Source organism: Frateuria sp. GZRR33 (assembly GCF_051900425.1).
Lineage (GTDB): Bacteria > Pseudomonadota > Gammaproteobacteria > Xanthomonadales > Rhodanobacteraceae > Frateuria_A.
Genome location: NZ_JBHZGK010000005.1, coordinates 153,946 through 179,184, shown reverse-complemented (window position 1 = coordinate 179,184; position 25,239 = coordinate 153,946). Strand labels below are relative to the sequence as shown.

General features: G+C 69.9%; 19 protein-coding genes and 2 pseudogenes. 10 read left to right on the top strand and 11 right to left on the bottom strand.

Annotation, left to right across the window (positions count from 1 at the left end):
* Positions 1-36 precede the first annotated feature (36 nt).
* The 4 genes from zwf to eda all read left to right on the top strand — a co-directional run bounded on the left by zwf (position 37) and on the right by eda (position 4,791).
* Complete coding sequence (zwf, locus tag ACFWZU_RS08290; protein WP_439701009.1) at positions 37-1,503, top strand: glucose-6-phosphate dehydrogenase; 1,467 nt, start codon at positions 37-39, stop codon at positions 1,501-1,503.
* Between the two features lie 69 nt (positions 1,504-1,572).
* Positions 1,573-2,286, top strand: a complete 714-nt coding sequence (gene pgl / locus ACFWZU_RS08285; protein ID WP_439701007.1) for a 6-phosphogluconolactonase — start codon at positions 1,573-1,575, stop codon at positions 2,284-2,286.
* Between the two features lie 43 nt (positions 2,287-2,329).
* Positions 2,330-4,147 (top strand): phosphogluconate dehydratase, encoded by a 1,818-nt coding sequence (edd, locus tag ACFWZU_RS08280; RefSeq protein WP_439701005.1) that lies wholly within the window; start codon positions 2,330-2,332, stop codon positions 4,145-4,147.
* Positions 4,147-4,791 (top strand): bifunctional 4-hydroxy-2-oxoglutarate aldolase/2-dehydro-3-deoxy-phosphogluconate aldolase, encoded by a 645-nt coding sequence (gene eda / locus ACFWZU_RS08275; RefSeq protein ID WP_439701003.1) that lies wholly within the window; start codon positions 4,147-4,149, stop codon positions 4,789-4,791. The genes edd and eda overlap by 1 nt, the downstream gene beginning before the upstream one ends.
* Positions 4,792-4,920: 129 nt before the next feature.
* On the opposite strand, the gene ACFWZU_RS08270 is transcribed toward eda, so the two are convergent.
* On the bottom strand, positions 4,921-5,229 hold the full coding sequence (locus ACFWZU_RS08270; protein WP_439701001.1) for a DUF1272 domain-containing protein: 309 nt from the start codon (positions 5,227-5,229) through the stop codon (positions 4,921-4,923).
* A 105-nt stretch (positions 5,230-5,334) separates the two neighbouring features.
* Between ACFWZU_RS08270 and ACFWZU_RS08265 the strand changes: the two genes are divergently transcribed.
* The 3 genes from ACFWZU_RS08265 to ACFWZU_RS08255 all read left to right on the top strand — a co-directional run bounded on the left by ACFWZU_RS08265 (position 5,335) and on the right by ACFWZU_RS08255 (position 8,384).
* On the top strand, positions 5,335-6,192 hold the full coding sequence (locus tag ACFWZU_RS08265) for an EamA/RhaT family transporter (RefSeq protein WP_439700999.1): 858 nt from the start codon (positions 5,335-5,337) through the stop codon (positions 6,190-6,192).
* Between the two features lie 76 nt (positions 6,193-6,268).
* Positions 6,269-7,864 (top strand): S10 family peptidase, encoded by a 1,596-nt coding sequence (locus ACFWZU_RS08260; protein WP_439700997.1) that lies wholly within the window; start codon positions 6,269-6,271, stop codon positions 7,862-7,864.
* 148 nt (positions 7,865-8,012) lie between these two features.
* Complete coding sequence (locus ACFWZU_RS08255; protein ID WP_439700995.1) at positions 8,013-8,384, top strand: nuclear transport factor 2 family protein; 372 nt, start codon at positions 8,013-8,015, stop codon at positions 8,382-8,384.
* Between the two features lie 76 nt (positions 8,385-8,460).
* Here ACFWZU_RS08255 and ACFWZU_RS08250 read toward each other — a convergent pair.
* Positions 8,461-12,462, bottom strand: a pseudogene (locus ACFWZU_RS08250) (Lhr family helicase); the annotation flags it as partial.
* Between the two features lie 132 nt (positions 12,463-12,594).
* Positions 12,595-13,272: pseudogene (locus ACFWZU_RS08245) on the bottom strand (DEAD/DEAH box helicase); the annotation flags it as partial.
* Between the two features lie 120 nt (positions 13,273-13,392).
* Between ACFWZU_RS08245 and ACFWZU_RS08240 the strand changes: the two are divergent.
* A complete protein-coding gene (locus ACFWZU_RS08240) occupies positions 13,393-14,241 on the top strand; it encodes an alpha/beta hydrolase (RefSeq protein WP_439700993.1) in 849 nt (282 codons plus the stop codon).
* Between the two features lie 209 nt (positions 14,242-14,450).
* On the opposite strand, the gene ACFWZU_RS08235 is transcribed toward ACFWZU_RS08240, so the two are convergent.
* From ACFWZU_RS08235 to ACFWZU_RS08200, 8 genes are all read right to left on the bottom strand, one after another.
* Positions 14,451-15,101, bottom strand: coding sequence for a DUF4142 domain-containing protein (locus tag ACFWZU_RS08235; protein WP_439700992.1), 651 nt, complete (start codon positions 15,099-15,101; stop codon positions 14,451-14,453).
* 51 nt (positions 15,102-15,152) lie between these two features.
* Entirely contained in the window at positions 15,153-15,446 is a 294-nt protein-coding gene (locus tag ACFWZU_RS08230; protein WP_439700990.1) for a KGG domain-containing protein, read from the bottom strand.
* 342 nt (positions 15,447-15,788) lie between these two features.
* Positions 15,789-16,508 carry a hypothetical protein gene (locus ACFWZU_RS08225; RefSeq protein WP_439700988.1) on the bottom strand — a complete coding sequence of 240 codons (720 nt, stop codon included), beginning with the start codon at positions 16,506-16,508 and terminating at the stop codon, positions 15,789-15,791.
* 1 nt (position 16,509) lies between these two features.
* Positions 16,510-17,850, bottom strand: coding sequence for a sigma-54-dependent transcriptional regulator (locus tag ACFWZU_RS08220; RefSeq protein WP_439700986.1), 1,341 nt, complete (start codon positions 17,848-17,850; stop codon positions 16,510-16,512).
* Positions 17,851-18,126: 276 nt separating this feature from the next.
* A complete protein-coding gene (locus ACFWZU_RS08215) occupies positions 18,127-19,215 on the bottom strand; it encodes a BON domain-containing protein (RefSeq protein WP_439700984.1) in 1,089 nt (362 codons plus the stop codon).
* A gap of 64 nt (positions 19,216-19,279) precedes the next feature.
* Complete coding sequence (locus ACFWZU_RS08210; RefSeq protein ID WP_439700982.1) at positions 19,280-19,552, bottom strand: hypothetical protein; 273 nt, start codon at positions 19,550-19,552, stop codon at positions 19,280-19,282.
* A 220-nt stretch (positions 19,553-19,772) separates the two neighbouring features.
* Positions 19,773-21,716 carry a PAS domain S-box protein gene (locus ACFWZU_RS08205; protein ID WP_439700981.1) on the bottom strand — a complete coding sequence of 648 codons (1,944 nt, stop codon included), beginning with the start codon at positions 21,714-21,716 and terminating at the stop codon, positions 19,773-19,775.
* Between the two features lie 141 nt (positions 21,717-21,857).
* Positions 21,858-22,283 carry a response regulator gene (locus tag ACFWZU_RS08200; protein ID WP_439700980.1) on the bottom strand — a complete coding sequence of 142 codons (426 nt, stop codon included), beginning with the start codon at positions 22,281-22,283 and terminating at the stop codon, positions 21,858-21,860.
* Between the two features lie 358 nt (positions 22,284-22,641).
* On the opposite strand from ACFWZU_RS08200, the gene ACFWZU_RS08195 reads away from it, so the two are divergent.
* The gene (locus tag ACFWZU_RS08195; RefSeq protein ID WP_439700978.1) at positions 22,642-23,358 is read left to right on the top strand and encodes a gluconate 2-dehydrogenase subunit 3 family protein; all 717 of its coding nucleotides are present in this window, start codon (positions 22,642-22,644) and stop codon (positions 23,356-23,358) included.
* Positions 23,358-25,118 carry a GMC family oxidoreductase gene (locus ACFWZU_RS08190; RefSeq protein ID WP_439700976.1) on the top strand — a complete coding sequence of 587 codons (1,761 nt, stop codon included), beginning with the start codon at positions 23,358-23,360 and terminating at the stop codon, positions 25,116-25,118. Before ACFWZU_RS08195 ends, ACFWZU_RS08190 begins: the two co-directional genes overlap by 1 nt.
* Positions 25,119-25,239 lie beyond the last annotated feature (121 nt).

The window sequence follows — 25,239 nt, the reverse complement described above, 5'->3', positions numbered from 1 at the left end:
CCATTCCGTCTGCCCAACACGCAATCGAGGTGAACCGTGACGGCTTCTCCCCCGCCCGTCGACCCGTTCGACCTGGTGATTTTCGGTGGCACCGGCGATCTGGCCCTGCGCAAGCTGCTGCCGGCGCTGTTCCACCGTTTCGTCGACGGCCAGGTGCCCGCGGCCAGCCGGATCATCGGCGTGGCGCGCGAAGGACTTGATGATGCCGGCTACCGCGGCCTGGTACGCGACGTGCTCGCCGATGGCGGCGGCGCGAGCGAGCAGATCGAGGCGTTCCTGCCACAGCTTTATTACCTGCCGCTGGATGCACGCAAGGACGAGGGCTGGGACACGTTCGCCGCGCTGGTGAACGAACAGCCCGGGCACATCCGCGTGTTCTACCTCTCCACCTCGCCGGAGCTGTTCGTCGACATCTGCAACCGGCTCGGCGCCAACGGCCTCAACGGGCCGAACTCGCGCGTGGTGCTGGAGAAGCCGATCGGCCGCGACCTGGCCAGCGCCATGTGCATCATCGAGGCGGTCGGTCGCGTGTTCTCCGAGGCGCAGACCTTCCGCATCGACCACTACCTCGGCAAGGAGACGGTGCAGAACCTGCTCGCGCTGCGCTTCGGCAACGCGCTGTTCGAGCCGCTGTGGAACGCCGGCCACATCGACCACGTGCAGATCACCGTGGCCGAGACGCTCGGCCTGGGCCGCCGCGCCGGCTACTACGACCGCGCCGGCGCGCTGCGCGACATGGTGCAGAACCACATGCTGCAGCTGCTGTGCATGGTGGCGATGGAACCGCCGGCCTCGCTCTCGCCCGACGCCGTGCGCGACGAGAAGCTCAAGGTGCTGCATGCTCTGAAGCCCATCGACATGCGCAACAGCGCCCAGCTCACCGTGCGCGGCCAGTACAAGGCCGGCGCCATCGACGGCGAGCGCGTGCCGGGCTACCTGGAAGAACTGGACGACGGCCAGTCCAACACCGAGACCTTCGTCGCGCTGAAGGCGGAGATCGCCAACTGGCGCTGGGCCGGCGTGCCGTTCTACCTGCGCACGGGCAAGCGCCTGTCCTCGCGGCTTTCCGAAATCGTGGTGGCATTCAAGTCGGTGCCGCACTCGATCTTCGATGCCTCGGCCGGCCCGCTGGCGCAGAACCGGCTGGTGCTGCGGCTGCAGCCGGACGAGGGCGTCAAGCTGTGGCTGACCATCAAGCATCCGGGCCCGGGCGGCTTGCGCCTGCGCCACGTGCCGCTGGACATGAGCTTTGTGGAGGCCTTCGGCGTGCAACAGCCGGATGCCTACGAGCGCCTGCTGCTGGACGTGGTGCGCGGCAATCCCACGCTGTTCATGCGCCGCGACGAAGTCGAGGCGGCCTGGCGCTGGATCGATCCGATCCTGGCCGCGTGGGGTGCCGCCGGCGAGCCGCCGCGGCCCTACGCCGCCGGCAGCTGGGGGCCGAGTGCGGCGGTGGCGCTGATCGAGCGCGACGGCCGCACCTGGAACGAGGACAGCGAGTAGCGCGGTGCTTCACCCGATGCCCGCAACCGGCTGCCGACACTGTCGGACCCTTTCCACGCCAGTGCGCCCATGACGACCTCGATCAACGTCACCACCCACAGCTTCGCCGACGGCCACGCGCTCGCCCTGGCCCTGGCCGAGCGCGTCGCCGACCGTCTGCGCGCAGGCCTGCTGGAGCGCGACTTCGCTCTGCTGGCGGTCTCCGGTGGACGCACGCCGCTGCGCTTCTTCGACCTGCTGTCGCAGGCCACGCTGGACTGGTCCCGCGTGCAGGTCACCCTGGTCGACGAGCGCTGGGTGGACGAGGGCGATCCGCGCTCCAACGCACGCCTGGTGCGTGGGCACCTGCTGCAGAACCAGGCGGCCGTTGCCTCGTTCGTGCCGCTGTACACCGGCGCGGCCACGCCGGAGGAAGGCCAGGCCGAAGCCGGCCGGCGCATCCACGCGTTGCCGCTGCCGTTCGACGCGGTGGTGCTCGGCATGGGTCCGGATGGCCATACGGCCTCGTTCTTCCCCGGAGGCGACCAGCTCGCCGCCGCGCTGGATCCGGACCAGCCCAGCGGCGTGTTGCCGATGCGCGCGCCCGGCGCCGGCGAACCGCGCATCACCCTGACCCTGCCCACCCTGCTCCAGACCCGCCACCTCTTCCTGCACATCGAAGGCGAGGACAAGCGCGACGTGCTGGCGCAGGCGCGGCTTGGCCTGGGCGAGGCCGCGCACTATCCGATCCGCGTCGTGCTGGCGCGCTCGCCGGTGCCGGCCGATGTGTACTGGTGTCCCTGACCCTTGACTGCCGGACCGAATCGGTCGGCATGGAGTACCTGCCATGAGTTCGCTGCATCCTGTCGTCGCCGAAGTCACCGCGCGCCTCATCGAGCGCAGCCGCGACAGTCGCGCGGCCTATCTCGCGCGCATCGACGCGGCTGCCGGGGGTGACGGCCCGCACCGCGCGCAGTTGTCCTGCGGCAACCTCGCGCATGGCTTCGCCGGCTGCACCGGCGACGACAAGGCCGCGCTGCGCGAGGGCCGCGGGCCGAACCTCGGCATCGTCACCGCCTACAACGACATGCTCTCGGCGCACCGCCCGTACGAGCGCTACCCGGCGCTGATCCGCGAGCTGGCCCACCAGTTCGGCGCCACCGCGCAGGTGGCCGGCGGCGTGCCGGCGATGTGCGACGGCGTGACCCAGGGCCGTGCCGGCATGGAACTGTCGCTGTTCTCGCGCGACGTGATCGCGATGGCCACCGCCGTGGCACTGTCGCACGACATGTTCGACGGCGCGCTGTACCTGGGCATCTGCGACAAGATCGTGCCGGGCCTGCTGATCGGCGCGCTCAGCTTCGGCCACCTGCCGGGCGCGTTCGTGCCTTCCGGGCCGATGCCCAGCGGCATCCCCAACGAGCAGAAGTCGAAAGTGCGCCAGGCCTTCGCCGAGGGCAAGGCCACGCGTGCCGAGCTGCTGGAAGCCGAAGCGGCGTCGTACCACAGCCCCGGTACCTGCACCTTCTACGGCACGGCCAACTCCAACCAGATGCTGATGGAGATCATGGGCCTGCAACTGCCGGGCTCGAGCTTCGTGGCGCCCGACACGCCGCTGCGCGACGCGCTCACCCGCGCCGCAGTGCAGGCGGTCGCCGTGCACGCGGCGCCTGCCACGCACCTGCCGCTGGGCCATATCGTCGACGAGCGGGCGATCGTCAACGGCGTGGTAGGCCTGCACGCCACCGGCGGCTCGACCAACCACCTGATGCACCTGGTGGCGATGGCGCGCGCGGCCGGCGTCATGCTGAGCTGGGACGACTTCGACGCGCTCTCCTCCGTGGTGCCGTTGCTGGCGCGCGTGTACCCCAACGGCTACGCCGACGTGAACCAGTTCCACGAGGCCGGCGGCATGGCGTTCCTGATCGACCAGCTGCTCGACGCCGGCCTGCTCAACCCCGACGTGCAGACGCTGGCCGGCAAGGGCCTGGCTGCCTACACCCTCGTGCCGGAACTCAACGGGACCGGCCAGCTGGCGTGGAAGCCGGTCGGCAAGCAGAGCGGCAACCGCGGCGTGCTGCGCAGCGCGGACGAGCCGTTCCGCCCCGATGGCGGCCTGCGCCTGCTCGACGGCAACCTGGGCCGGGCGGTGATCAAGGTCTCGGCCGTACCGGAAGATCGCCTGCTGATCGAGGCCCCGGCCGTGGTGTTCGACGACCAGGACGCGGTACGCGCCGCCTTCGAGCGTGGCGAACTCAACCGCGATTTCGTGGCGGTGGTGCGCTTCCAGGGCCCGCAGGCGATCGGCATGCCGGAGCTGCACAAGCTCACGCCCACGCTCGCCGTGCTGCAGGACCGCGGCCACCGCATCGCGCTGGTCACCGACGGGCGCATGTCCGGCGCCTCCGGCCGCGTGCCGGCGGCCATCCATGTCACGCCGGAAGCCGCCGCAGGCGGGCCGCTGGCGCGCGTGCGCGAGGGCGACATGATCCGGCTGGACTGTGCGAATGGACGCCTGGGCGTCCTGGTCGATGCCGCCGAGTTTGCCACCCGTGCGCCTGACGCGGGCAGCCAGGCAACGCACCAGGCCGGCACCGGCCGCGAACTCTTCGCCCTGTTCCGCAACCACGCCATGAACGCCGACCTCGGCGCCGGAGTGCTCTGATGAACCACGCCGACAGGCAGCAGGAAATCGAACGGGCGATGCGCCTGGCGCCGGTGATCCCGGTGGTGGTGATCGAGGATGCGCGCGCCGCCGTACCGATGGCGCGCGCGCTGGTCGCCGGCGGCGTGCCGGCGATCGAGGTGACCTTGCGCACGGCGGCCGCGCTGGAGGCCGTCCGTGCGATCGCCGCGGAAGTCGAGGGCGCGATGGTCGGCGTGGGCACGGTGCTGGGCGAGGCCGACCTGCGCGCGGCATACGAGGCGGGTGCACGTTTCGCCGTCTCGCCCGGCGCGACCTCGCGATTGCTGGATGCCGCCGCGGACATCCCGCTGCCGCTGCTCCCCGGCGCGGCCACCGCCAGCGAGGCGATGGCGCTGCTGGAACGCGGCTACCGGCACCTGAAGTTCTTCCCCGCCGTGCCCGCTGGCGGCGCGAAGCTGCTGGCGGCATGGGCTGGGCCGCTGCCGCAGTTGCGCTTCTGTCCGACCGGCGGCATCAGCGCCGCCACCGCCGCCGAGTTCCTCGCCCTGCCCAACGTGCTGTGCGTGGGCGGATCCTGGCTCACGCCCGCCGACAAGCTCGCTGCCGGCGACTGGGCCGGTATCGAAGCGCTCGCCAGCGCCGCGGCAGGCCTCAGGACCTGAAGCGATCGAAGCCTGCGACCGCTTCGTAGGGTGGGCTTCAGCCCACCGCCGTTCGACCCGGCCGGATCGGTGGTGGGCTCAAGCCCACCCTACGCGGCCCGGTTCGAGCGACCACGCACCATCGGGCGCTCAACGTTCGTGCGGCGCCATGGCCGCCAGGCGGCCGACCAGTTCCCGGTGGGCCAGCGCGTCCACCGGCTTGTGCGTGACCTTGCCCGTGGCGGGATAGCGCCCGAGGAAGTTGCCGTTCTTCCAGTCGTGCGCCGGCCGCACCGGCCGCGGCACGAAACCGCCGCCGCAGTTCGGGCACACGCCCTGCAGTACGCCTTCGACGCAGCCATGGCAGAAGGTGCATTCGAACGAGCAGATGCGCGCCTCGGTCGACGCCGGCGGCAGCGCCTTGTTGCAGTGTTCGCAGGTCGGTCGAAGTTCGAGCATGGAAGCCTCCCGTTCTCAAGGCGCACATCATGCGCCAGGCGGGCGGCACTCTGCCCCGCCGGAACGTGCCTCCCTTATCCTTCGGTTTTTCCCGGATCCTCCGCCATGCCCTTCCTCCTGGCCGCCGCGCTGTGCAGCGTGCTGGTTTCGGTGCTGCTCAAGCTCGCCCGCCGGCTGGACATCGACGTCGGCCAGGCGATCGCCTGGAACTATGTGGTCGCCGCCACGGCCAGTGCGCTGGTGTTCGCGCCGGCAACGTCGGCGCTGCATGTCGCAACCGCGGCGTGGCCCGCGTTGGTCGGTCTGGGCCTGCTGCTGCCGACCATCTTCCTGGCGCTGGCCGGCTCGGTGCGCCACGCCGGCATCGTGCGCTCCGACGTGGCGCAGCGGCTGTCGCTGCTCATTTCGCTGCTCGCGGCGTTCGTGCTGTTCGGCGAACCGCTGAGCGCGGCCAAGGGCTGGGGGATGGCCGCCGGCCTGGCGGCACTGGCAGGCCTGATGTGGCGACCGGCCGGAGGCGATGCGACGTCCGGTGCGAGCGGGTGGATCTACCCGCTGCTGGTGTTCCTGGGCTTCGGCGTGATCGACGTGCTGTTCAAGCGCGTGGCGTCCGCCGGCGTGCCCCTCGGTGCCGCGCTGCTGGCGATGTTCGTGCTGGCGCTGCTGGTCTCGATCGTCCTGCAGGGCTGGCGGCTGGCGCACAGGACGGCACGGCTTGACGCCCGCAGCCTGGCCGCGGGCCTGCTGCTCGGCCTGCTCAACTTCGGCAACATCCTGTGCTACCTGCGGGCGCACCAGGCCTTGCCCGGGCGACCGGCGCTGGTGTTCGCCGGCATGAACCTGGGCGTGGTGGCCCTGGGTGCGCTGGCGGGCATGCTGCTATTCCGCGAGCGGCTGTCGCGCACCAACCTCGCGGGACTGGGCCTGGCCGTACTGGCGATCGCGCTGCTGGCGCGGGGCTAGGGTGACTTCTGGGGTATGAACGGGGTGCCGGGCGCGCCTATGCTGGCCGCTTCCGTGTGCTCCGTGAGGTCGTTCCATGCGCAAGCTTCCCCTTGTCGCGGCGCTGGCCGCGCTGCTGATCGCCCCCGGCGCCTTCGCCGCCGACAAGGACAAGCCGTCCGACGAGGGCAAACCCGACGCGGCGCTGACCAAGCCACGCAGCGCCGAGACCGCCGGCTCGGTCACCGTCGAGGGCAAGCGCATCGACTACAAGGCGGTCGCCGGTACGCTGGTGCTGCACGAGCACGGCGACCAGAGCGACGACCCGACCGTCAGCATGTTCTACGCCGCCTACTTCAGGCAGGGCGTGGATCCGACGCGGCGGCCGATCACCTTCATCTACAACGGCGGTCCCGGCTCGGCGACGGTATGGCTGCACATGGGCGCATTCGGCCCCAGGCGCGTGGTCACCAGCGACGACAGCCACACCCCGGCGGCGCCCTACGGCCTGGTCAACAACGACTACAGCCTGCTCGATGCTTCCGACCTGGTGTTCATCGACGCCCCTGGCGCCGGCTTCTCGCGCCTGGTCGCCGACGAGAAGGACAAGGCCAAGCGCGACGAGCAGATTGACAAGCGCAAGAAGGCCGTCTACGGCGTCGATGGCGACGGCCAGGCCTTCGCCCAGTTCATCACCCAGTTCCTCTCGAAGTACGGCCGCTGGAACTCGCCCAAGTACCTGTTCGGCGAGAGCTACGGCACCACCCGCTCGGCAGTGCTGGCGAACATTCTGGAGAATGACGACAGCGTCGACCTGAACGGCGTGGTCCTGCTTTCGCAGATCCTCTCCTTCGACACCAGCATCGACGGTCCGGAGTTCAACCCGGGCGTCGACCTGCCCTACGTGCTGGCGCTGCCGACCTTCGCCGCCACCGCGTACTACCACCACAAGCTGCCGCAGCCGCCGGCACAGCTGGAACCGTTCCTGCGCGAGGTCGAGCAGTACGCGCTGGGCGACTACGCCAGCGCGCTGATGCAGGGGGCGAACCTGGACCCGGCACGCAAGCGTGCCGTGGCCGAGAAGCTGCACCAGTACACCGGCCTGCCGGTCGATTACCTGGTCAAGGCGGACCTGCGCGTCACCGGCGGCATGTTCGAGCACGAGCTGCAGTTCGATGGCGGGCTCACCACCGGCCGCCTGGACAGCCGCTTTGCCGGCCCCGCGCTCGACCCCCTGGCGAAGGATTCCGAGTACGACCCACAGTCCTCGGCGATCAGCTCGGCCTACGTTTCGGCGTTCAACGACTATGTGCGCCGGCAGCTGAAGTTCGGCGATGGCCTGCAGTACCGGCTGTTCGCCGATATCGACCACTGGGACTTCGCGCACAAGGCGCCGGGCGTGCACGGCGAAGCGCTGCAGCAGTCGACCAACGTGATGCCGGACCTGGCGGTCGCGATGAAGACCAACCCCGATCTGAAGGTGTTCCTCAACGGCGGTTACTACGACCTGGCCACGCCCTATTTCGCGGCCGAGTACGAGATGAGCCACCTGCCGATCCCGGACTCGCTGCGCAAGAACATTTCCTACGCGTGGTATCCGTCCGGGCACATGGTCTACGCGCACGAGGACTCGTTGAAGCAACTGCATGACAACGTGGCGCGCTTCATCGAGCAGACCGACAACGTCAGGTAGCGGGCGTCCGCTCTTCCTGCAGGAGCCCGCTTGCGCGGCGATGCTCTTTTCGTCCGGGCCGGATGGAAGGCATCGCCCCCGAGTGGACTGATGCAAGGACGCCCGCGGGTCGCGCTATGCTCGGCGCATCCACGCCGACGAAGCTCCCATGCGCGCCCTGATCGACCGCTACATCGACGCCTACAACCGCCTGGACGTGGACGGCATGCTGGCCACGCTGCATCCGCAGGTGACCTTCGAGAACATCACCGCGGGCGTCACCACGGTGCGCACGCAAGGCATCGAGGAGTTTCGCCGGCTGGCGCAGAGCACCTTGCCGCTGTTCGCGCGACGCCGCCAGACGGTGACCAGCTACGCCGAGAGCCACGGCGTGGCGCAGGCGGGCATCGCCTTCGAGGGCGTGTTCGCGCTGGACCTGCCCAACGGCGCGCGCGCCGGGCAGGTGATCGCGCTCAACGGGCGCAGCGAATTCCGAGTGCATGACGGGCTGCTGATCCACGTCGCCGATATCAGCGACTGAGGCGGGTGGCCGGTGGGCTGAAGCCCACCTACGATCGGCCGCGCACCCGTAGGGTGGGCTTCAGCCCACCATGTCCTCACACCGCCAGGCCGATCCCCTGCGCCTCGCTGCCCGGACGGCGCAGCAACGCGTTGCGCCAGCGCTGCTGGGTGGCGCCGTCGGCTTCCAGCAGGAACTGCGGCTTGTTGGCCACCAGCGCGGCTACCGGCACGCCGTCCTCGTACAGCACGCGGGTGCCGGCCAGTGCGGGCAGCTTGTCGCCGGCGAGCACCGTGCCGACCAGGTTGAGCGGATCGCTGCCGCTGACGCACACCAGTTGCTGCGTGGCCTCGCGCTGGCGCACGCCCCGCAGGGCGCCGATCGCCTCGGGCAGCGCGAACTGCTCGCCGACCAGGCCTTCGACGAAGCGCCCGCCGCGGATCTCGCCGCGCGCTTCCAGCCGGTGGTAGACGCGCAGCAGTTCGCGCCAGGAAGGGAGCCACGGCGCTTCGCGTTCGAGCAGTTTCCAGAACACGACGCCATAGCGGCGAAGCAGAACACGCGCGACGTGTTCTGCTTCATCTGAATCAAAGCGGCGCGGAGCGGCACGTTCGCCTCCTCTCCCCTCCGGGGAGAGGATTGAGGTGAGGGTCCACTCTTGCGTCGAGTCCCCACCAGGGCTCCCCGCGAGCCCCGGCCCCTCATCCGACCCCTTCGGGGCCACCTTCTCCCCGGCGGGGAGAAGGACAGAGCGGCTCAGTGACCAGCGTCCCGCGTCCTCGATCTCGCTCAACGCGTGCCGCCGCGCGCGGCGGTGCGGGCGTGAATCGCGCTTGGCGGCGGGCAGCAGGAGCGCACGCAGGCCGGCGAAGCTGTCGGCCGTGACACGGCCGGCGGCGACCAGTTCGCCCAGCGCGTTCTCCAGCTCGGTACGCAGCAGGCGGGTGGCATCGAGCAATTCATCGAAGAACAGCGCGCCGTGGCTGGCCAAGGCATCGGCTACCGCCTGGGCGCGCGAGGAAAGCAAGGGTTCCTGCGGCTGCTCCGCCGCCGACATGGCCGTCCAGATGGCCATTTGCCGGCGCGGAAGCAGGACGATCGGCGTGGCCCGCACGGGGCCGGCGCTGCCGCCGCCGGCGCGCAGGCGGTTCCAGCCGAAGCGGCCCGCGCGGCACAGCTCGTCCAGCCAGCGGCTGGTGTAGTCGCCCACGCGCGCGGGCAGCAACTCGGTTTCCCAGGCACCGGCGGCCGCCTCGAAGCCCTCCAGCTGGTGCAGCGTGGCGATCAGGCCGTCGGGGCCTTCCAGTCGGGTGTCCGGCGTCAGGTGCTGCCAGTCGGCCAGGAAGCGGATCAGGTCGCGGCGGCTGACCGGTTCGATCTCGCGGCGCAGGCGACCGATGGTGTAGCGATGGATGCGCGCGAGCAGGTGGCGTTCGCACCACTCGGTGGCGGGCGCGTCGGGGGTAAAGCGGCCCTGCATGACGTAGCCTTCCGACTGCAGGCGCAGCAGGGCGGGCTCGACGTCGGCTGCGTCGATCGCCAGCGAAGCGGCCAGCACGGCGGGGGTGGTCGGGCCGAGCCCGCCAAGGCGGCGCCGGATCAGCTCGAGCAGGGCATCGTCGCGGGTCCACGTTTGGGCGGCGTAGTCCGGTGGTGCGCTGATCGGCGGGTGCAGCGTCGCATCCGCATGGATGGCCTGCCACAGCGGCAACACCTCCGCCGCGACCCACACACCTCCGTTCCTTCTCCCCCGTATTTGATGAGCGCCGGGGGAGAAGGTGGCCCCGAAGGGGTCGGATGAGGGGTCGGGGCTTGCGGGAGGGCCTGGAGTGAGTTCAACGCAAGATTGGCCCTTCACCTCAATCCTCTCCCCAGAGGGGAGAGGAAGCGAACGTGGCGCTTCGCGCCGCTGAAATTCGATTGAAGCGCCCTCGCCCCAACCCTCTCCCCGGAGGGGGGAGGGAGCCTTGTTCGAGGCAAGCGTGAGGTGCGTGGCGCGGTGGTGCCTGGCGAGCGCCTCCAGGCGTTCCTGCCAACCGACGTTGGCCGCCACTTCGCGGTCGGTGACGAACCCCAGCAAGGTCAGCGCCTCGTGCATCTCGTCGCCGCTGCGTACCTGTGGCCAGGCCTCCTCGCGCACCGCGGCGATCGCCTCCGGATCGAGCCGGCCCAGGTCGTCGGCGTCCTCGGCGTTCCAGCGCCGGTTCTGCACGGCCTGGGTGCGGCGCTCCTCCAGCGGCGCGTCGTCGAGGTAGGCGTAGGGCGCGGCGGAGAGCACCTCGGAGGCAAGCGGGCTGGGGCCGGTGAGGTCGCGCGCGACCACGGAGATCGTGCCGGTCTCGAAGCCGCGCAGGATGCGCAGCAGGCCGTCGACGTCCATCGCCTCGCGCAGGCAGTCGTGCAGGGTCTGGTTGACCAGCGGGTGGTCGGGGATCTGCCGCTCGCCGACGATGTTCTCCAGGCAGGCGACCTGGTCGGGGAACACGGTGGCCAGCAGGTCCTCGCTCTTCATGCGCTGCAGCTGCGGCGGGGTCTTCTTGCCGCCGGTATAGCGCGGCAGCGCCAGCGCGGTGACCGCGTTCCAGCGCCAGCGCGCGGGGAACAGCGGTGCGTCCAGCAGCGCCTGCACCAGCACATGCTCGGCGGAGTTGGAATGCAGGTAACGGGCGACTTCCTCCAGCGGAAAGCTGTGGCTGGTCGAGAGCGACAGCACGATCGCGTCCTCGGTCGCCGCCGCCTGCAACTCGAAGTTGAACTGGCGGCAGAAGCGCTTGCGCAGCGCCAGGCCCCAGGCGCGGTTGATGCGGCTGCCGAAGGGCGTGTGGATGACCAGCTGGGTGCCGCCCGATTCGTCGAAAAAGCGCTCGAACACGATCGTGTGCTGGGTCGGCAGCACGCCGAGCGCGACCTTGGCGCGGTGCAGGTAATCGGCCAGTTGCTGCGCCGCCGCCTCGCCCATCGACAGCGCCTCGCGCAGCCAGCCCACCGCCGCGGCCACGCCGCCGGCATCGAGCTGACCGCTGATCTCCTCGCGCAGGCGCGCCACGCCAACCGACAGCTCATCGCTGCGCCCGGGCGCCTCGCCCAGCCAGAACGGCAGGCTCGGCGGCGCGCCGTGGGCGTCCTCGACGCGCACGCGATCGCGCTCCACGCGCAGAATCCGGTAGCTCGTATTGCCCAGCTGGAACACGTCGCCGGCCAGGCTTTCGATCGCGAAATCCTCGTTGAGCGAGCCGATCACGGTGTTCTGCGGCTCCAGCACGACGCGGTAGTCGGCGGTGTCGGGGATGGTGCCGCCGGAGGTCACGGCGGTCAGCCGCGCGCTGCGGCGCGCGCGCAACTGCCGGTGCACGGCGTCGCGATGGATGTACGCCGCGCGGGCGCCACGGCGGGTACTGAAACCTTCGGCCAGCATGCGCACGATGGCGTCGAACTGCTCGCGCGGCAGCTCGCGGTAGGGATGCGCGCCACGCACCAGCGCGTAGAGCGCGTCCTCGTCCCACTCCCGGGATGCGACTTCGGCGACGATCTGCTGCGCGAGCACGTCCAGCGGCTGCACCGGCTGCACCAGCGCGTCGAGCTCGCCGCGGCGCACGCAATCGAGCAGCGCGGCGCACTCGAGCAGGTCGTCGCGGCTGGTCGGGAACAGGCGCGCCTTGGGCGTGCCGTTGACCGCGTGGCCGGAGCGGCCGGCGCGCTGCAGGAAGGCGGCGATCGAACGCGGCGAGGCGAGCTGGCAGACCAGGTCGACATCGCCGATGTCGATGCCCAGTTCCAGCGAGGCGGTCGCCACCAGCAGCTTCAGCTCGCCGCGCTTGAGCCGCTGCTCGGCGTCGAGCCGCAGTTCCTTGGCCAGGCTGCCGTGGTGTGCGGCGACCGCCTGCTTGCCCAGCCGCTCGGCCAGGTGGCGCGCGGCGCGTTCGGCCATGCGGCGGGTGTTGACGAAGACCAGCGTGGTGCGGTGATCGCGGGCGAGCTGGGCGAGGCGGTCGTAGACCGTTTCCCAGCTGTCGTTGGACATCACCGCCTCGAGGGGCACCGGCGGCACTTCGATGGCGAGGTCGCGCGGGCGGGTGTGGCCCACATCGACAATCGCGCAGTCAGCCTTTCCCTTCTCCCCTGCGGGGAGAAGGTGGCCCGAAGGGTCGGATGAGGGGCCGGGGCGCGCGGGAAGCTCACCCGGGGAAGTTCCAGGCAAGCGCGGCCCCTCACCCCAACCCTCTCCCCGGAGGGGAGAGGGAGCTGACCTCGCTCCGACCAGAAAGCGCGCGACCTCTTCAATCGGCTTCTGCGTGGCCGACAAACCGATCCGCTGCAACGGCCGCTGGCACAGCGACTCCAGCCGCTCCAGCGACAGCGCAAGGTGCGTGCCGCGCTTGGAATTGGCCAGCGCGTGGATCTCGTCCACGATCACCGCGCGCGTGCTTTTGAGCATCTCGCGCCCGGAGGCCGAGCCCAGCAGCACGTACAGCGACTCGGGCGTGGTCACCAGGATGTGCGGGCTGACCTTGCGCATCAGCGCGCGTTCGGCCTGCGGCGTGTCGCCGGTGCGCACGGCGGTGCGGATCGCCACGTCCGGCAGGCCCTCGGCCTCGAGCTCGGCGCGGATGCCTTCCAGCGGCGCTTCGAGGTTGATGTGAATGTCGTTGGACAGCGCCTTCAGCGGCGAGACGTAGACCACCCGCGTTTCGTCCGGCACGGCCCCGCCGTTGGCCAGGCCCTCGCGCACCAGCGCGTCGATGGCGGCGAGGAAGGCGGTCAGCGTCTTGCCCGAGCCGGTCGGCGCGGCGACCAGGGTATGGCGGCCGGCGTGGATGTTCGGCCACGCGCCCGCCTGCGCCGCAGTAGGCGCCGGGAAGCTGCGCTGGAACCAGCGCGCGACGGCGGGGTGGAAATGTTCGAGCGGCATGGCGGCGACGACGGCGGGGGCGTGTCCCGATGATATGGGGCGCCTGTCTCACACTTCGAGCCTGTTCAGGATGGCGCCGTCGGGCTAGCTTAAGGAACCGGTGGAGAGCGAGGCAGGCGCGTGGATGCACGGCAGGCAGACAGGGAGACGCTCGGCCGGTTGGCGCTGGCCGACGGCCGGCAGCTATGCGTGCACGACTGGCCGCGGGAGGGCGCCCGCGCCGGGCTGCTGATCGTGCACGGGCTGGGCGAACACGCCGGCCGCTACGGACTGTTGGCCGCCTGGTTCAATGCACGCGGCTACGCGGTGCGCAGCTACGACCAGCGCGGGCATGGGCGCACGCCCGGCCGGCGCGGGGCACTGTCCAGGCCGCTGGAGCTGATCGACGACCTGGCCGAGGTGTACGACGGCTTCGCCGCCACGCTGCCTGCGCCGCCGGTACTGCTGGGCCACAGCATGGGCGGCCTGGTCGCCTTGCGCGCGGTACTCGACAGGCGGGTGGCGCCGCCCGCGCTGGTGCTCTCCTCGCCGGCGCTGCGGGCCTGGACGCCGGCCTGGGAGCAGGCGCTGGCCACGCGGCTCGCACGCGCGCTGCCGAACCTGCCCCTGCGCAGCGGCCTGCCGTTCGAGGCGTTGTCGCACGAGGCGGCCGTGGTCGATGCCTACCGGCACGACCCGCTGCGATCGGGCTGGATCACGCCGCGGCTGGCGCGCTTCATCTTCGAGAGCGGCCGGCACTGCATCGCGCTGGCCGCCACGCTGCCGGTGCCGACGCTGCTGCTGGTGGCCGGCGCCGACCGCCTGGTCGATGCGCGCGGGAGCCATGCGTTCGCCGCGGCGGCCCAGGTCAGCGGCCACCTCACGACGCACGTGTACGAGGATCTCTTCCACGAACTCTTCAACGAGGCCGAACCCGGCCGCAGCCGGGTGCTGGCCCGGCTGGAGTCGTGGCTGGCGCAAACCCCGTAGGACGGGCTTGGAGCCCTCCCGAGGATCAGCCCGGTCGATCCCTGGGCCCGTTGCCCGGCTCGCAGGGCGCATGCCCGCACCCGCAGGGACCTTCGGCCGGCTCGTCGACTGTCTGGCGGCAGTGCTCGGAGCAGTAGGTGTCGCCCACGGGCACACTGCAGCGGCAGGCCGGGTGGGCGCAGCGCTGGTGGGCGGTGGCGTTCATGGCGTCAGTGCGTGCTGCTGCCGGAGGCGGGCATGCCCATCGAACCGTTGTCGTCCATCGGGGTGGCGCTGTGGTGGTCCATCGCGTCGTGGTGCATGCCGCTTCCGCCCGGGAGCTGCTCGGCCATCTGCAGGTGTGTCTTCAGCGCCGGCAGCGTGGTGCTGGCGAACTGCTTCAGATCCGGATCGCTGCCGCTGGCGCTTTCCATGCCGAACAGCTTGATCGCCTTGCGGTGGTCCTTGACCATCGCCTGCGCATAGGCCTTGTCGAACGCCGAGCCGCTGAGCGACTTCAGGTGGTCGGCCTCCTGCTTCTGCATCGGCATCGGCTCGGTGGGCAGGGAGACCTGCTTGCGCTGGGCGATGCTCATCAGCTGGTCGCCGGCTTTGGTGTGGTCATCGATGATGCGCTGGGCCAGCTGCTTGACCTGCGCGTTGCTGGACTTGTCCAGCGCGATGCGCCCGGCCTGGATCTCGGCCATGTTGGCCGCGGCCGCCTCGCGCATGAACATCGCGTCGTGGCTGCCGTCGCTCTGCATGCTGTGGGTCATGGCGTCGCTGCTGTCCTGGCCCGTGCTGCTCTGCGCGAACGCGCTGCAGGACAGGCCGGCCAGCAGCACGGTGCCGAGCACCAGGCTGATGGGTCGTATGGTCATGTGCTTTTCCTCGTGGATGGTCTGCGGCCCCTGGTTTTGGGTGGCGCGCGATCAGTCGCCTTCCTCGTTCTTCTGGCCCGACCGGGCGGACTTGGTGTCGCCGCGGCGGCCGTGGCTGGCTTCGCCGCCCTTGCGGCCGATCGCCGCCATGTGTTCGCGGTTGGCGCTCACCGCCTCGCCGCCCTTCTGGCCGGCCCGGCGCGCTTCCTCGGACGTGAACTGGTGGGCATGGCCGCTGGCGTGCGCTGCACGACCGCCTTCGCTGGCGATCTCGCGCTGGCGCTCCTCGTCCATGCTGGCGAAGCCGCGCTTGCTGGTGCTGCTGCCTGGATTCTTGCTGGACATGTGGGTGCTCTCTCATGCGTTCGGGGACGTCGAGCAGTGGGGGGCCCGACGGCGCGCCGCGTTGCGCGACGGCTGCCGTGTGGTGGCAACATCCATGCCAGTCTGGAAGTGCGGCGAACGCCGCCGTTTCGCGGCCAACGTCGTCGACAGGACGGGTGCTGTCGCGCCTGCTCGCAAGCGGTCGCGGCAAAACTACAAAGCCGCTTGGAAAAGTTGCCGACATGGGCAGCTACGTGCGGTGACGGCCGTGTGGAGCACGGCTAGACGTTTGGGCGGAAAGAGCCATCGCCGAAGCTTCGGCAGGCCGCCGGCGGGGCAGATTCCCGGCCGGGAAAGGAGGGGTCAGTTGAGTTCGGACCGCCGCAGCGGGCGCGGGTCGGCGAGCAGGCCGCGGGCCAGTTCCGCGCAGCGCAGGCAGCCGCTGCCGATCTGGTTGAGCACGGCGAGCACGCTGGCGTGTTCCTTGCGCTCGAGCATCAGCGCGGCCAGGTCGGTGCGCATCAGGATGACGTTGAGCGCGTTGTTGATCGCATCGACCACCGGCACCGGATCGGCACTCTGTTGTTCCTGCTCGGTCGACTCGCGCCGTTCGCGCTGCAGCAGCACGGCCAGCCAGGCGCCGACGTGCGCCAGTGCGGCGCGCTCCTCGGCATCGAGCATGCGCGGCCGGTACAACGCCAGGCCCAATGCGGCAGCCGGCCGGCGCGCGCGCCGGCAGGGCAACGCGATCGCCCGCAGGCGCGCATTGCCGTTGCGCTCGCGCGCGTCGCTGCGTTCGACGGTGAGCGCCGAGCGCAGCGACTGCGCCGCGACCTGCCCGGCCAATGCGCGCGCGTCGCGGCGCGAGCTGGGCGGCGGCGGGAGCTGCCAGCAGTAACGGCCCTGTCCGCTGGGCCGGTGCGGCGCGACCAGCAGGCAGACCTCGGCGTGCCATTGCAGGCTCACGTGCTGCAGCAGGCGGGTGATCGCCTCCTCCGCGGAGGAGGCATCGAGCGCTTGCAACGTGGTCGGCAGCGGCAGGGGGATGGGGGTAATGGCTGAGCTTGCCGGTCGTGCGTTCATTTCATTCGCGGTCTTCGTGCTGGTAACGCGACAGCTTGTTGTAGATCGTCTTGAGGCTGACCCCCAGCGCCTCGGCTGTCCGCGTCTTGTCGTTGTCGAAATGCGCAAGCGTGCGCAGGAGCATCTGCTTTTCCATTTCCTCGATGGTCATGCCGATGCGAAAAGGCATGCTGCCGTGGTCGTGCGCCTGGTGCAGAGGGTGTTGGGGTTGCTGGGCGATGCGCATGTCCAGCTCCTCCCCGGACATGACCCAGGCGCGCTGCACGGCGTGCCTCAGCTCGCGCGCGTTGCCCGGCCAGTCGTGGTCGAGCAACCGGCGCATCGCATCGGGCGCGAAGCGGCGCGAGGTGCCATAGCGTTCGTTGAGGCGGTCCAGAAAACGCTGCGCCAGCAGCGGAATGTCGCTGGCGTGCTCGCGCAGCGGCGGCATCGCCAGCGGGAAATCCATCAGTCGGTAATAGAGGTCCGCGCGCAGCACGCCGTCGCGCACCGCCTGCAGCGGATCACGATTGGTCGCGGCGATCACGCGCACGTCCACCGGCTTGCTCGCGCTGGCGCCGACGCGGGTGACGTCGCGCTCCTCCAGCACGCGCAGCAGGTGCGTCTGCAGCTGCAGCGGCATCTCCGTGCACTCGTCCAGGAACAGCGTGCCGCCCTGCGCCTGCTCGAAGAAGCCGGCGTGGTCCTTCACCGCGCCGGTGAAGCTGCCGCGCTCGTGGCCGAACAGCTGGCTGGTGAGCAGGTCCGGTGCAATCGCGCCGCAATTGACCGCGACAAAGCGACCGCTGCGTTCGCTGTACTGGTGCAGCGCGCGCGCGGCCAGCTCCTTGCCGGTGCCGCTCTCGCCGTGGATCAGCACCGTGACGTCCAGGGGCGCCACGCGGCGGATCTTCTCGAACAGCCGCTGCATCACCGCGCTGGCGCCGATCAGTTCCCCGCAACGTTCGGTCTCTTCACGCGAGGCGGCACGCAGCTTGGCTGCGGCAATCGCCTGGTCGAGCAGGCGGTTGAGTTGCGTGCCCTCGATCGGCTTGATCATGTAGTCGAGCACGGGCAGTTGCAGCGCACGCACGGCGGTCTCCACCGAAGGGTGTCCAGTGACTACGACCACCTGGCCCGTCTGTTGGGGGTCCAGGCGGCCGATCAGTTCCAGGCCGTTGCCGTCAGGCAGCGACAGGTCGAGCAACAGCAGGTCGAACCGTTGTTCGGCGGTGAGCTTGAGCGCATGGGCCAGACTCGTGGCGCCGGTAACAGTGCAGTCTTTCGGTTCGGCAAAGGCGGTTACCACGTCTAGGAATTGAAGGTCGTCGTCAACGAGCAGGATGGAAGCAGTCGTCGGCACAATTTCACCGGGGAGGGGTCAGTGACCCCAAGCTGTCTCGTGAAGGAAGCGGGTCGTCCGTGCACCCGTGTATCCACGGCGACAGCTAGAACCGTGCAGCGCTTGGCAGGTCGGCGTGGACGAAACCGACGATGCCGCATGCGAAGTGCAAGTAGCGTCGAAGAGATGTTCCCAGTTGTAAGGGATGGCCGACATGCGTGTGGCGAATGCCGTACGGCCGGCCTCCCGCCGCAGCGCGCCTGCCTGTGTGCCATGCAGGCAGGCGCGCGCGATGTCTCAATGTCGGCTGCGTCCACCGACATCACCGTTACCCTGGCCGGTCAAACCGCCCGACGGCCCGGTGCCCGAAGGCGTCGCGCTCGACGAGCCGGTCGCCGGCGTGCCGCCGGGTCCGCTCGGCGGTGAGGACGAGCCGCCCGCAAGCGTCGAAGACTGCGCGCCGGTGTCGGCGTCGCCGCGGCGCACCCGCAGCTGGTTGTGGATGTCCTTCACGCCACCGAGGTCGTCGATGAGGTCCTCCGCGGCATGCTTCATCCAGCGCGCGCCGACGCTGCCTTCGAGTGTGACCGTGCCCTGGCTCACCTTGACCTCGATGTCGCTGGCGTCCAGGTCCGCATCGGTCAGGCGTTCGCAGGCGAGCTCGCGCAGGCGTTCGTCGCTGCGCTCGTAACCGCGCGGCCGGGTGCCGCGGAACTGGCCGCGCTGGTCGCCCCCGTCGAACCAGTAGCGCTTGCCCTCCTGGCGGAAGCCGGCGCCGCCGTAGGTGTCGGTGTGGGCGTACTGGCTGCCGACGCCACGTCGGCGGGGCGAGGGACGCGGGTCGCCGGCGCCGTAGCGCGGCCCTTCGTAGTCGTGTTCCTGGGTCCAGCTGGCGCGCATGCGGTCACTGCGCGCGTCGTCCTGCCGGTTGCCCTGGCCGTAGGCGCGCTCGGTGTCGTAGCCGCTGTTGCTCTGGCCGTGGCGCGGCTCGCCGCGCCACGTGTCGTAGGACCGGCCATAGCCATGCGCGCGGTGGCGGTTGTCCGGGTTCTGGTAGCCCTCGACGAAGTGCCGTTCGGCGTCGGTGTCCAGGCCATAGCGCGCGTCGCCGCGGGGGCGCGAGGACAGCTCCTCGTCGTCGCTGTAGCCGCCGCCATAGCGGGCGGGCTGCTCGCTCCAGTCCGGCCGCTGGCCGCGCTCGACGTTGCGATGCGGATGCGCGGCCTGCCAGGGATGGTCCCTTTCGGCGCCGTGCGGGTCCGGTCCGTAGGTGCGGACCTGCCGGCCGGCCTCGTACGGATCACGCAGGTTGTTGTCGCGAATGCGCTCCCCGCGGGTGCGGTAGCGTGACCTTTCGTCATCGTAGCGGTCGTCGTCTTGGCTCATGGGGCCTCCTGGTGGGAAGTGGGCCGGGCGCGAAAAAATTGCAGCCGTCGTGTCAACTTTTGCGTCAGTTCAGCCAGCGGCACAGCGGCGTGCCGGGCTCGCCGATGCGCGGCACGGGAATGCCGGGCTCGTGCGGGTCGATGGCAGGCATGTCGGGCTCGCGCGGCCGGGGCGCGCGCACCGGGTCGCCGGGGTCGTAGGGCTGGGGTGGCGTGGGATCGGGCGGCAGCGACTCGGGGTCGCCGACCGGCTTGGACGGCACCATGCTGCCGAAGGGCGGCAGGCGCGGCACGCGGATCGGATTGACCAGCGGCGGGCAGGGCAGGAACACGTGCATGGGGATGCCTCGTGAAAGGAGGGACATCTCCACCCATTCAAGGCATGTGCCAATCCCGCGCACGGGCGCCGGCGAGCCCGGCCGTGCAGCTGGCGCTGGCAGGATTTACCGGTCCCGGCAGTTTTTACAGGCTGGCGCCTGCCTGCCTGGCCACCGGAAGAGCCTCTCTCCTGTAGGGGCGCAAGACCGCGATCGCGCGGGCGTGCTCCCGCGGCGACGCCTACGGCGAGCTTGCCTGCTTTAGCGGGCCGGGCAGCAACGCGCGCATGCGCTGGACCAGGGCGTCGAACTCGAAGGGCTTGGTCAGCAGATCGGTATGGGCGTCGAGCGTCCAGTCTTCGGGCATCGTCTCGGCGTAGCCGGTCATGAAGAGCACCTTCATTTCCGGCCGGTGGCGGCGCCCGATCTCGACCATCTGCATGCCGGTCAGCCCAGGCAGTCCGATGTCCGACACGACCAGGTCGATGCGCTCGGTCGACTCGATGATGGCCAGGCCGGCATGGCCGTCGCGCGCCTCGAGCACGCGATAGCGCAGGTCGCGCAGCTTGCCGGCGATGAGGTCGCGCACCACGTCCTCGTCTTCCACCAGCAGGATGGTTTCGCCGGCGGCCGGCTCCCAGCGCGTGCCGCTGCCCCGGCCCTCCAGCGCGCGCACGCTGCGGCGCTCGCCGCTGGGCAGGTAGATCGACACGGTGGTGCCCTGGCCGGGCTCGCTCTCCAGCTCGATGGCGCCGCGCGACTGGCTGACGAAACCGTGGATCATCGACAACCCCAGCCCGGTGCCGCGGCCCTTTGGCTTGGTGGTGAAGAACGGATCGAAGGCGCGCGCACGCACGTCGGGCGTCATGCCCACGCCGGTATCGCTCACCTGCAGCAGCAGCGTAGGCGCGTCGCGCAGGCTGTGCGGCCGGCGCAGCGGCCCTTCGCCCGGCGGCACCGAACCGGTGCGGATGGTCAGCCGCCCGCCGTCGGGCATCGCATCGCGCGCGTTGATGGCCAGGTTGAGGATCGCGCTTTCCAGCAGGTTCGGGTCGCACAGCACCGGCACCAGCGCGGGCGCCAGGTCGAGCTCCAGCCGGATCCGCTCGCCCAGCGTGGCCGGCAGCAGCTCGGCGATCTGCGCGACCAGGTCGTTGAGGTTCACGCTCTTGGGCGCCAGCGGCTGGCGCCGCGCGAAGGCGAGCAGGCGGTGGGTCAGCGTGGCGGCGCGCTTGGCCGAATCCAGGGCGTTGACGAGGAAGCGCTCCACGTCCTGGCGGCCGCTGGCCAGTCGCATCTCGACCACTTCCAGGGAGCCGATGATGCCCTGCAGGAGGTTGTTGAAGTCATGCGCCATGCCGCCGGTGAGCTGGCCCAGCGCCTCGATCTTCTGCGACTGGAACAACTGCGCGCGGGTGTCCTCCAGGTGCCGCTCGGCCTCCACGCGCGCGGTGATGTCGCGGGTGATCTTGGCGAAGCCCAGCAGCTGGCCGTCGTTGTCGCGGATGGCATCGATCGCGATCTCCGCCATGAAGCGCGAGCCGTCCTTGCGTACCTGCCAGTCGACCACGTCGTAGCGGCCGCTCTCGCTGGCCACGGTCATGGCCGTCCGCGCGACCAGCGGATTGACGAAGAACTGCGTCAGCGGCCGGCCGATGATCTCCGCCGCGGCGTAGCCCTTGATGCGCTCGGCGCCGGCATTCCAGTCGGTGACCACGCCATGGGGGTCGAGCATGCAGATGGCGTAGTCGGTCACGCCGTCGACGAACAGGCGGAAGCGCCGCTCCACCTCGCGCAGCCGCTGCTCGGTGAGGCGCCGCTCGGTGATGTCGCGGGTGACCATGGCGAAGCCGTGCAGGTGGCCGTGCTCGTCGCGCACCGCGTCGCACACCACGTGCGCCCAGAAGCGGCTGCCGTCGCGGCGCAGCCGCTCGGCTTCCTCCTGGAAGCGGCCATGCGCCGCAGCCATGTGCAGGATCAGTTCCGGGCGTCCGCCGGCGCGCTCCGCTTCGGTATGCAGCAGGGCGAAGGGACGCCCGATGATGTCGGCTGCGCGATGGCCGTGGATCTGCTCGGCGCCGGCATTCCAGCTGCGGATGCGGCCCTGCGGATCGACCATGAAGATGGCGTAGTCCTGAATGGACTGCACCAGCAACTGGTAGGAATTGGGACCGCTCGTATCCACGCCACCGTCCTTGCACAGCAAGCACCGCGCCACGGCCGTCCATGACGGTGTCATCGGCATTCGTTCCCCGGGCAAGAGGGTAGCAGTCGCAGCGCGACCGCGTTCCGGTTGGCCGGCCTCAACCGAAGCTACCTCAACTGGTCAACGGGATAAACCGGGATAGGGCGGCCGCCCGGCGTCCGCCACCGCGCAGGCGCGGGCGTTCTTGGCGCGCGCATCGGCGATCGCCGCCAGCAGCGCCTTGCGGTCGTACGGCTTGGGCAGGAAGGTGGCGGTCGGGCCCAGCCGTTCGCTGGACGCCTCCGGATCGCCGGAAATCACCACGACGGCCGCGTTCGATCCGCGCCGGCGCAGCTCCTCGGCCATGCTGATGCCGTCCTGGCCGCCGCCGATGTTGACGTCGGTCACGATCACGTCGATGCCGGGTTGCTCGTCCATCAGGCGGATGCCGGTACTGGCATCACGGGCGGAGAGCACCTGGTAGCCGGCGGCGTCGAGCAGCAGCGCCATGACCTCGCGCGTGTCCGAGTCGTCTTCCACCAGCAACACAAGGTTGTCCTTCGCCATGACACCTCCCACCACACGCACACGCGGCCCGAACCGTGAATCCTGACCATACAGAAGTGATGGAAGCGTGCAGGCCAAAGTGTTGCTGCGTCAAGCATTAAGCGAAATTACTTCGGTCGCGGTTCCACATGACCATCGCCTGCGCAACGGTCGCGGCAGACGAGGCTGCTGGCTTCCCGTTAACCGCTCGTCGGCCTCGGATCAACGGGCTCCTGGATAAAATCGCGAAGCCGCAAGCCATTGAAGGCGAACGTAAAATCTTGCGATGAACACGACCTGATCTTCACCCCGATGACGCCGGCTCTTCACCGTCGCCTGCCTAGGCTCTCTTTTTCCAGTGGAGGAAAGGAGCGGCAACGTGAACCATGATCCGGCACGCCGGGACTTCCTCAGGCTCGTCGGCGTGACGGTGCCGGCCGGCATGGTGTTGTGCGCCTGCGGCGGCAGCGGCGCCGACGCGCATGGCGGCACCGCCAATGCCTTCTTCGCGCCCGGGGAGATGGATTTCATCCAGGCCGCCACCGCGCGGCTGATTCCCACCGACGCGCTCGGCCCGGGGGGCGACAAGGCCGGCATTCCCACCTTCCTCGACCTGCAGCTCGCCGGCCCCTACGGCCGCGCCGAACGCTGGTACATGCAGGGCCCATGGCCCACCGGCATCGACGGCCAGGGCTACCAGTTGCGCTTCACGCCCGCCCAGCTCTATCGCCAGGCGATCGCCGGCATCGACAAGCACTGCCGCGGGAAGTACCAGCAGCCCTTCGCCAGGCTCACCGGCGACCAGCAGGACGAGGTGCTGCACGCGCTCGAAGGCGGCAAGGTCGACCTGGGCGACGTGCCTTCCGGGACCTTCTTCAACCTGCTCTGGCAGAACACCCAGGAGGGTTTCCTCGCCGACCCCGCCTACGGGGGCAACCGCGACTTCGCCGGCTGGAAGCTGATCGGCTTCCCCGGCCCCCGCTACAACTACGTGCGCGAGATCGGCGAATACGGCAAGCCCTACCAGCAGCCCTACGTCAGCCTGATCGGCCGCGCGCCTGGCACAGCGCTCGCGCATGCCGGGGAGGCTTCCTGATGGCGCGGCGGATGCCGCCCGTGGACGTGGTGCTGGTCGGCTTCGGCTGGACCGCCTCGATCATCGCGCAGGAGCTGACCGATGCCGGCGTGCAGGTGCTGGCGCTGGAGCGCGGCGCCTGGCGCGACACCGTCCCCGACTTCGCCACCGACCATATCCAGGACGAGCTGCGCTACGCGGTGCGCAAGCAGATCTTCGAATCGCCCGAGCGCGAGACGCTGACCTTCCGCAACAACGCCAGCCAGACCGCACTGCCGATGCGCCACCTGGGTTCCTTCATGCCGGCAGCGGGCGTGGGTGGCGCTGGCGTGCACTGGAACGGGCAGTGCTGGCGCTTCCTGCCGCAGGATTTCGTGATCCGCTCGCATACCGAGCAGCGCTACGGCAAGGGCTTCATTCCCGCCGACATGAACCTGCAGGACTGGGGCGTCACCTACGAGGAGCTGGAGCCGCACTACGACCGCTTCGAATACCTCTGCGGCATCTCCGGCCAGGCCGGCAACGTCAACGGCCAGATGGTCGCCGGCGGCAATCCGTTCGAAGGCCCGCGCAAGCGCGGCTATCCGCTGCCGCCGCTGGAGCGCAGCGCCTCCACCGTGCTGTTCGACAAGGCCGCGCGCGAGGTGGGCTTCAAGCCGTTCCCGTGCCCGGCGGCCAACGCCTCGCGGCCGTACCGCAATCCGTTGGGCGTGCAGATGGGCCAGTGCACCTACTGCGGCTACTGCGAGTGGTTCGGCTGCGGCAACTACTCCAAGGCCAGCCCCCAGACGACCATCCTTCCAGTGCTGCTGCGCAAGGACAACTTCCGCTTCCGCACGCACTGCAACGTCACCCGCGTCAACACCGATTCGACCGGCAAGCGCGCCACCGGCGTCACCTATGTCGACGTCGAGGGCAACCAGATCGAGCAGCCGGCGCAGATGGTGGTGCTGTGCGCCTTCGCCCAGCACAACGTGCACCTGCTGCTGCTTTCGAAGATCGGCCAGCCGTACGACCCGGTGTCCAACACCGGCGTGGTCGGGCGCAATTACGCCTACCAGATCACCTCCTCCGTCGACGTCTTCCAGAAGGAGCGGCTGAACCCGTTCATGGGCGCCGGCGCGCTCGGCCAGGCGATCGACGAGTTCAACGGCGACAACTTCGACCATGGTCCGCACGGCTTCGTCGGCGGGGGCTACATCGCGCTGTGGAACACCGGCGGGCGGCCGATCCTGCAGCACTACCTGCCGGAGCACGCACCCAAGTGGGGTGCCGGCTGGAAGAAGGCGATGCACGAGAACTACCTCACCGCCTGCTCGATCGCCACCCACGGCAGCGTGATGAGCTATCGCAACAGCTACCTGGACCTGGACCCGACCTGGCGCGACGTCTACGGCAACCCGCTGCTGAGGCTGACCTTCGACTTCCAGCCGAACGAGCTGAAGATGTCCGGCTTCCTCACCGACAAGGCCGCGCAGATCGGCCGCGCGATACCCGGCGCCAGCATCCACGAGAAGAAGCGCCAGGGCCCGTACTCGATCGTGCCCTACCAGACCACCCACAACACCGGCGGTGCGGTGATGGGCGACGATCCGAAGACCTCGGTGGTCAACCGCTACCTGCAGAGCTGGGACGTGCCCAACCTGTGGGTGATGGGCGCGAGCGTGTTCCCGCAGAACGCCGGCTACAACCCGACCGGCACGGTCGGCGCGCTGACCTACTGGTCGGCCGAGGCGATGAAGCGGTATCTGAAGAACCCCGGCCCGCTGGTGACGACATGAGCGCGCCGTTTGCCCGTTCCCCGCAAGGCTTTCCCCATCCGCCCTCCGGGCACCTTCCCCCGCGGGACGGGGGAAGGATTCGAGATGTGGCCCACCGAGCCTTCGCCCGTTCGACGGGGGA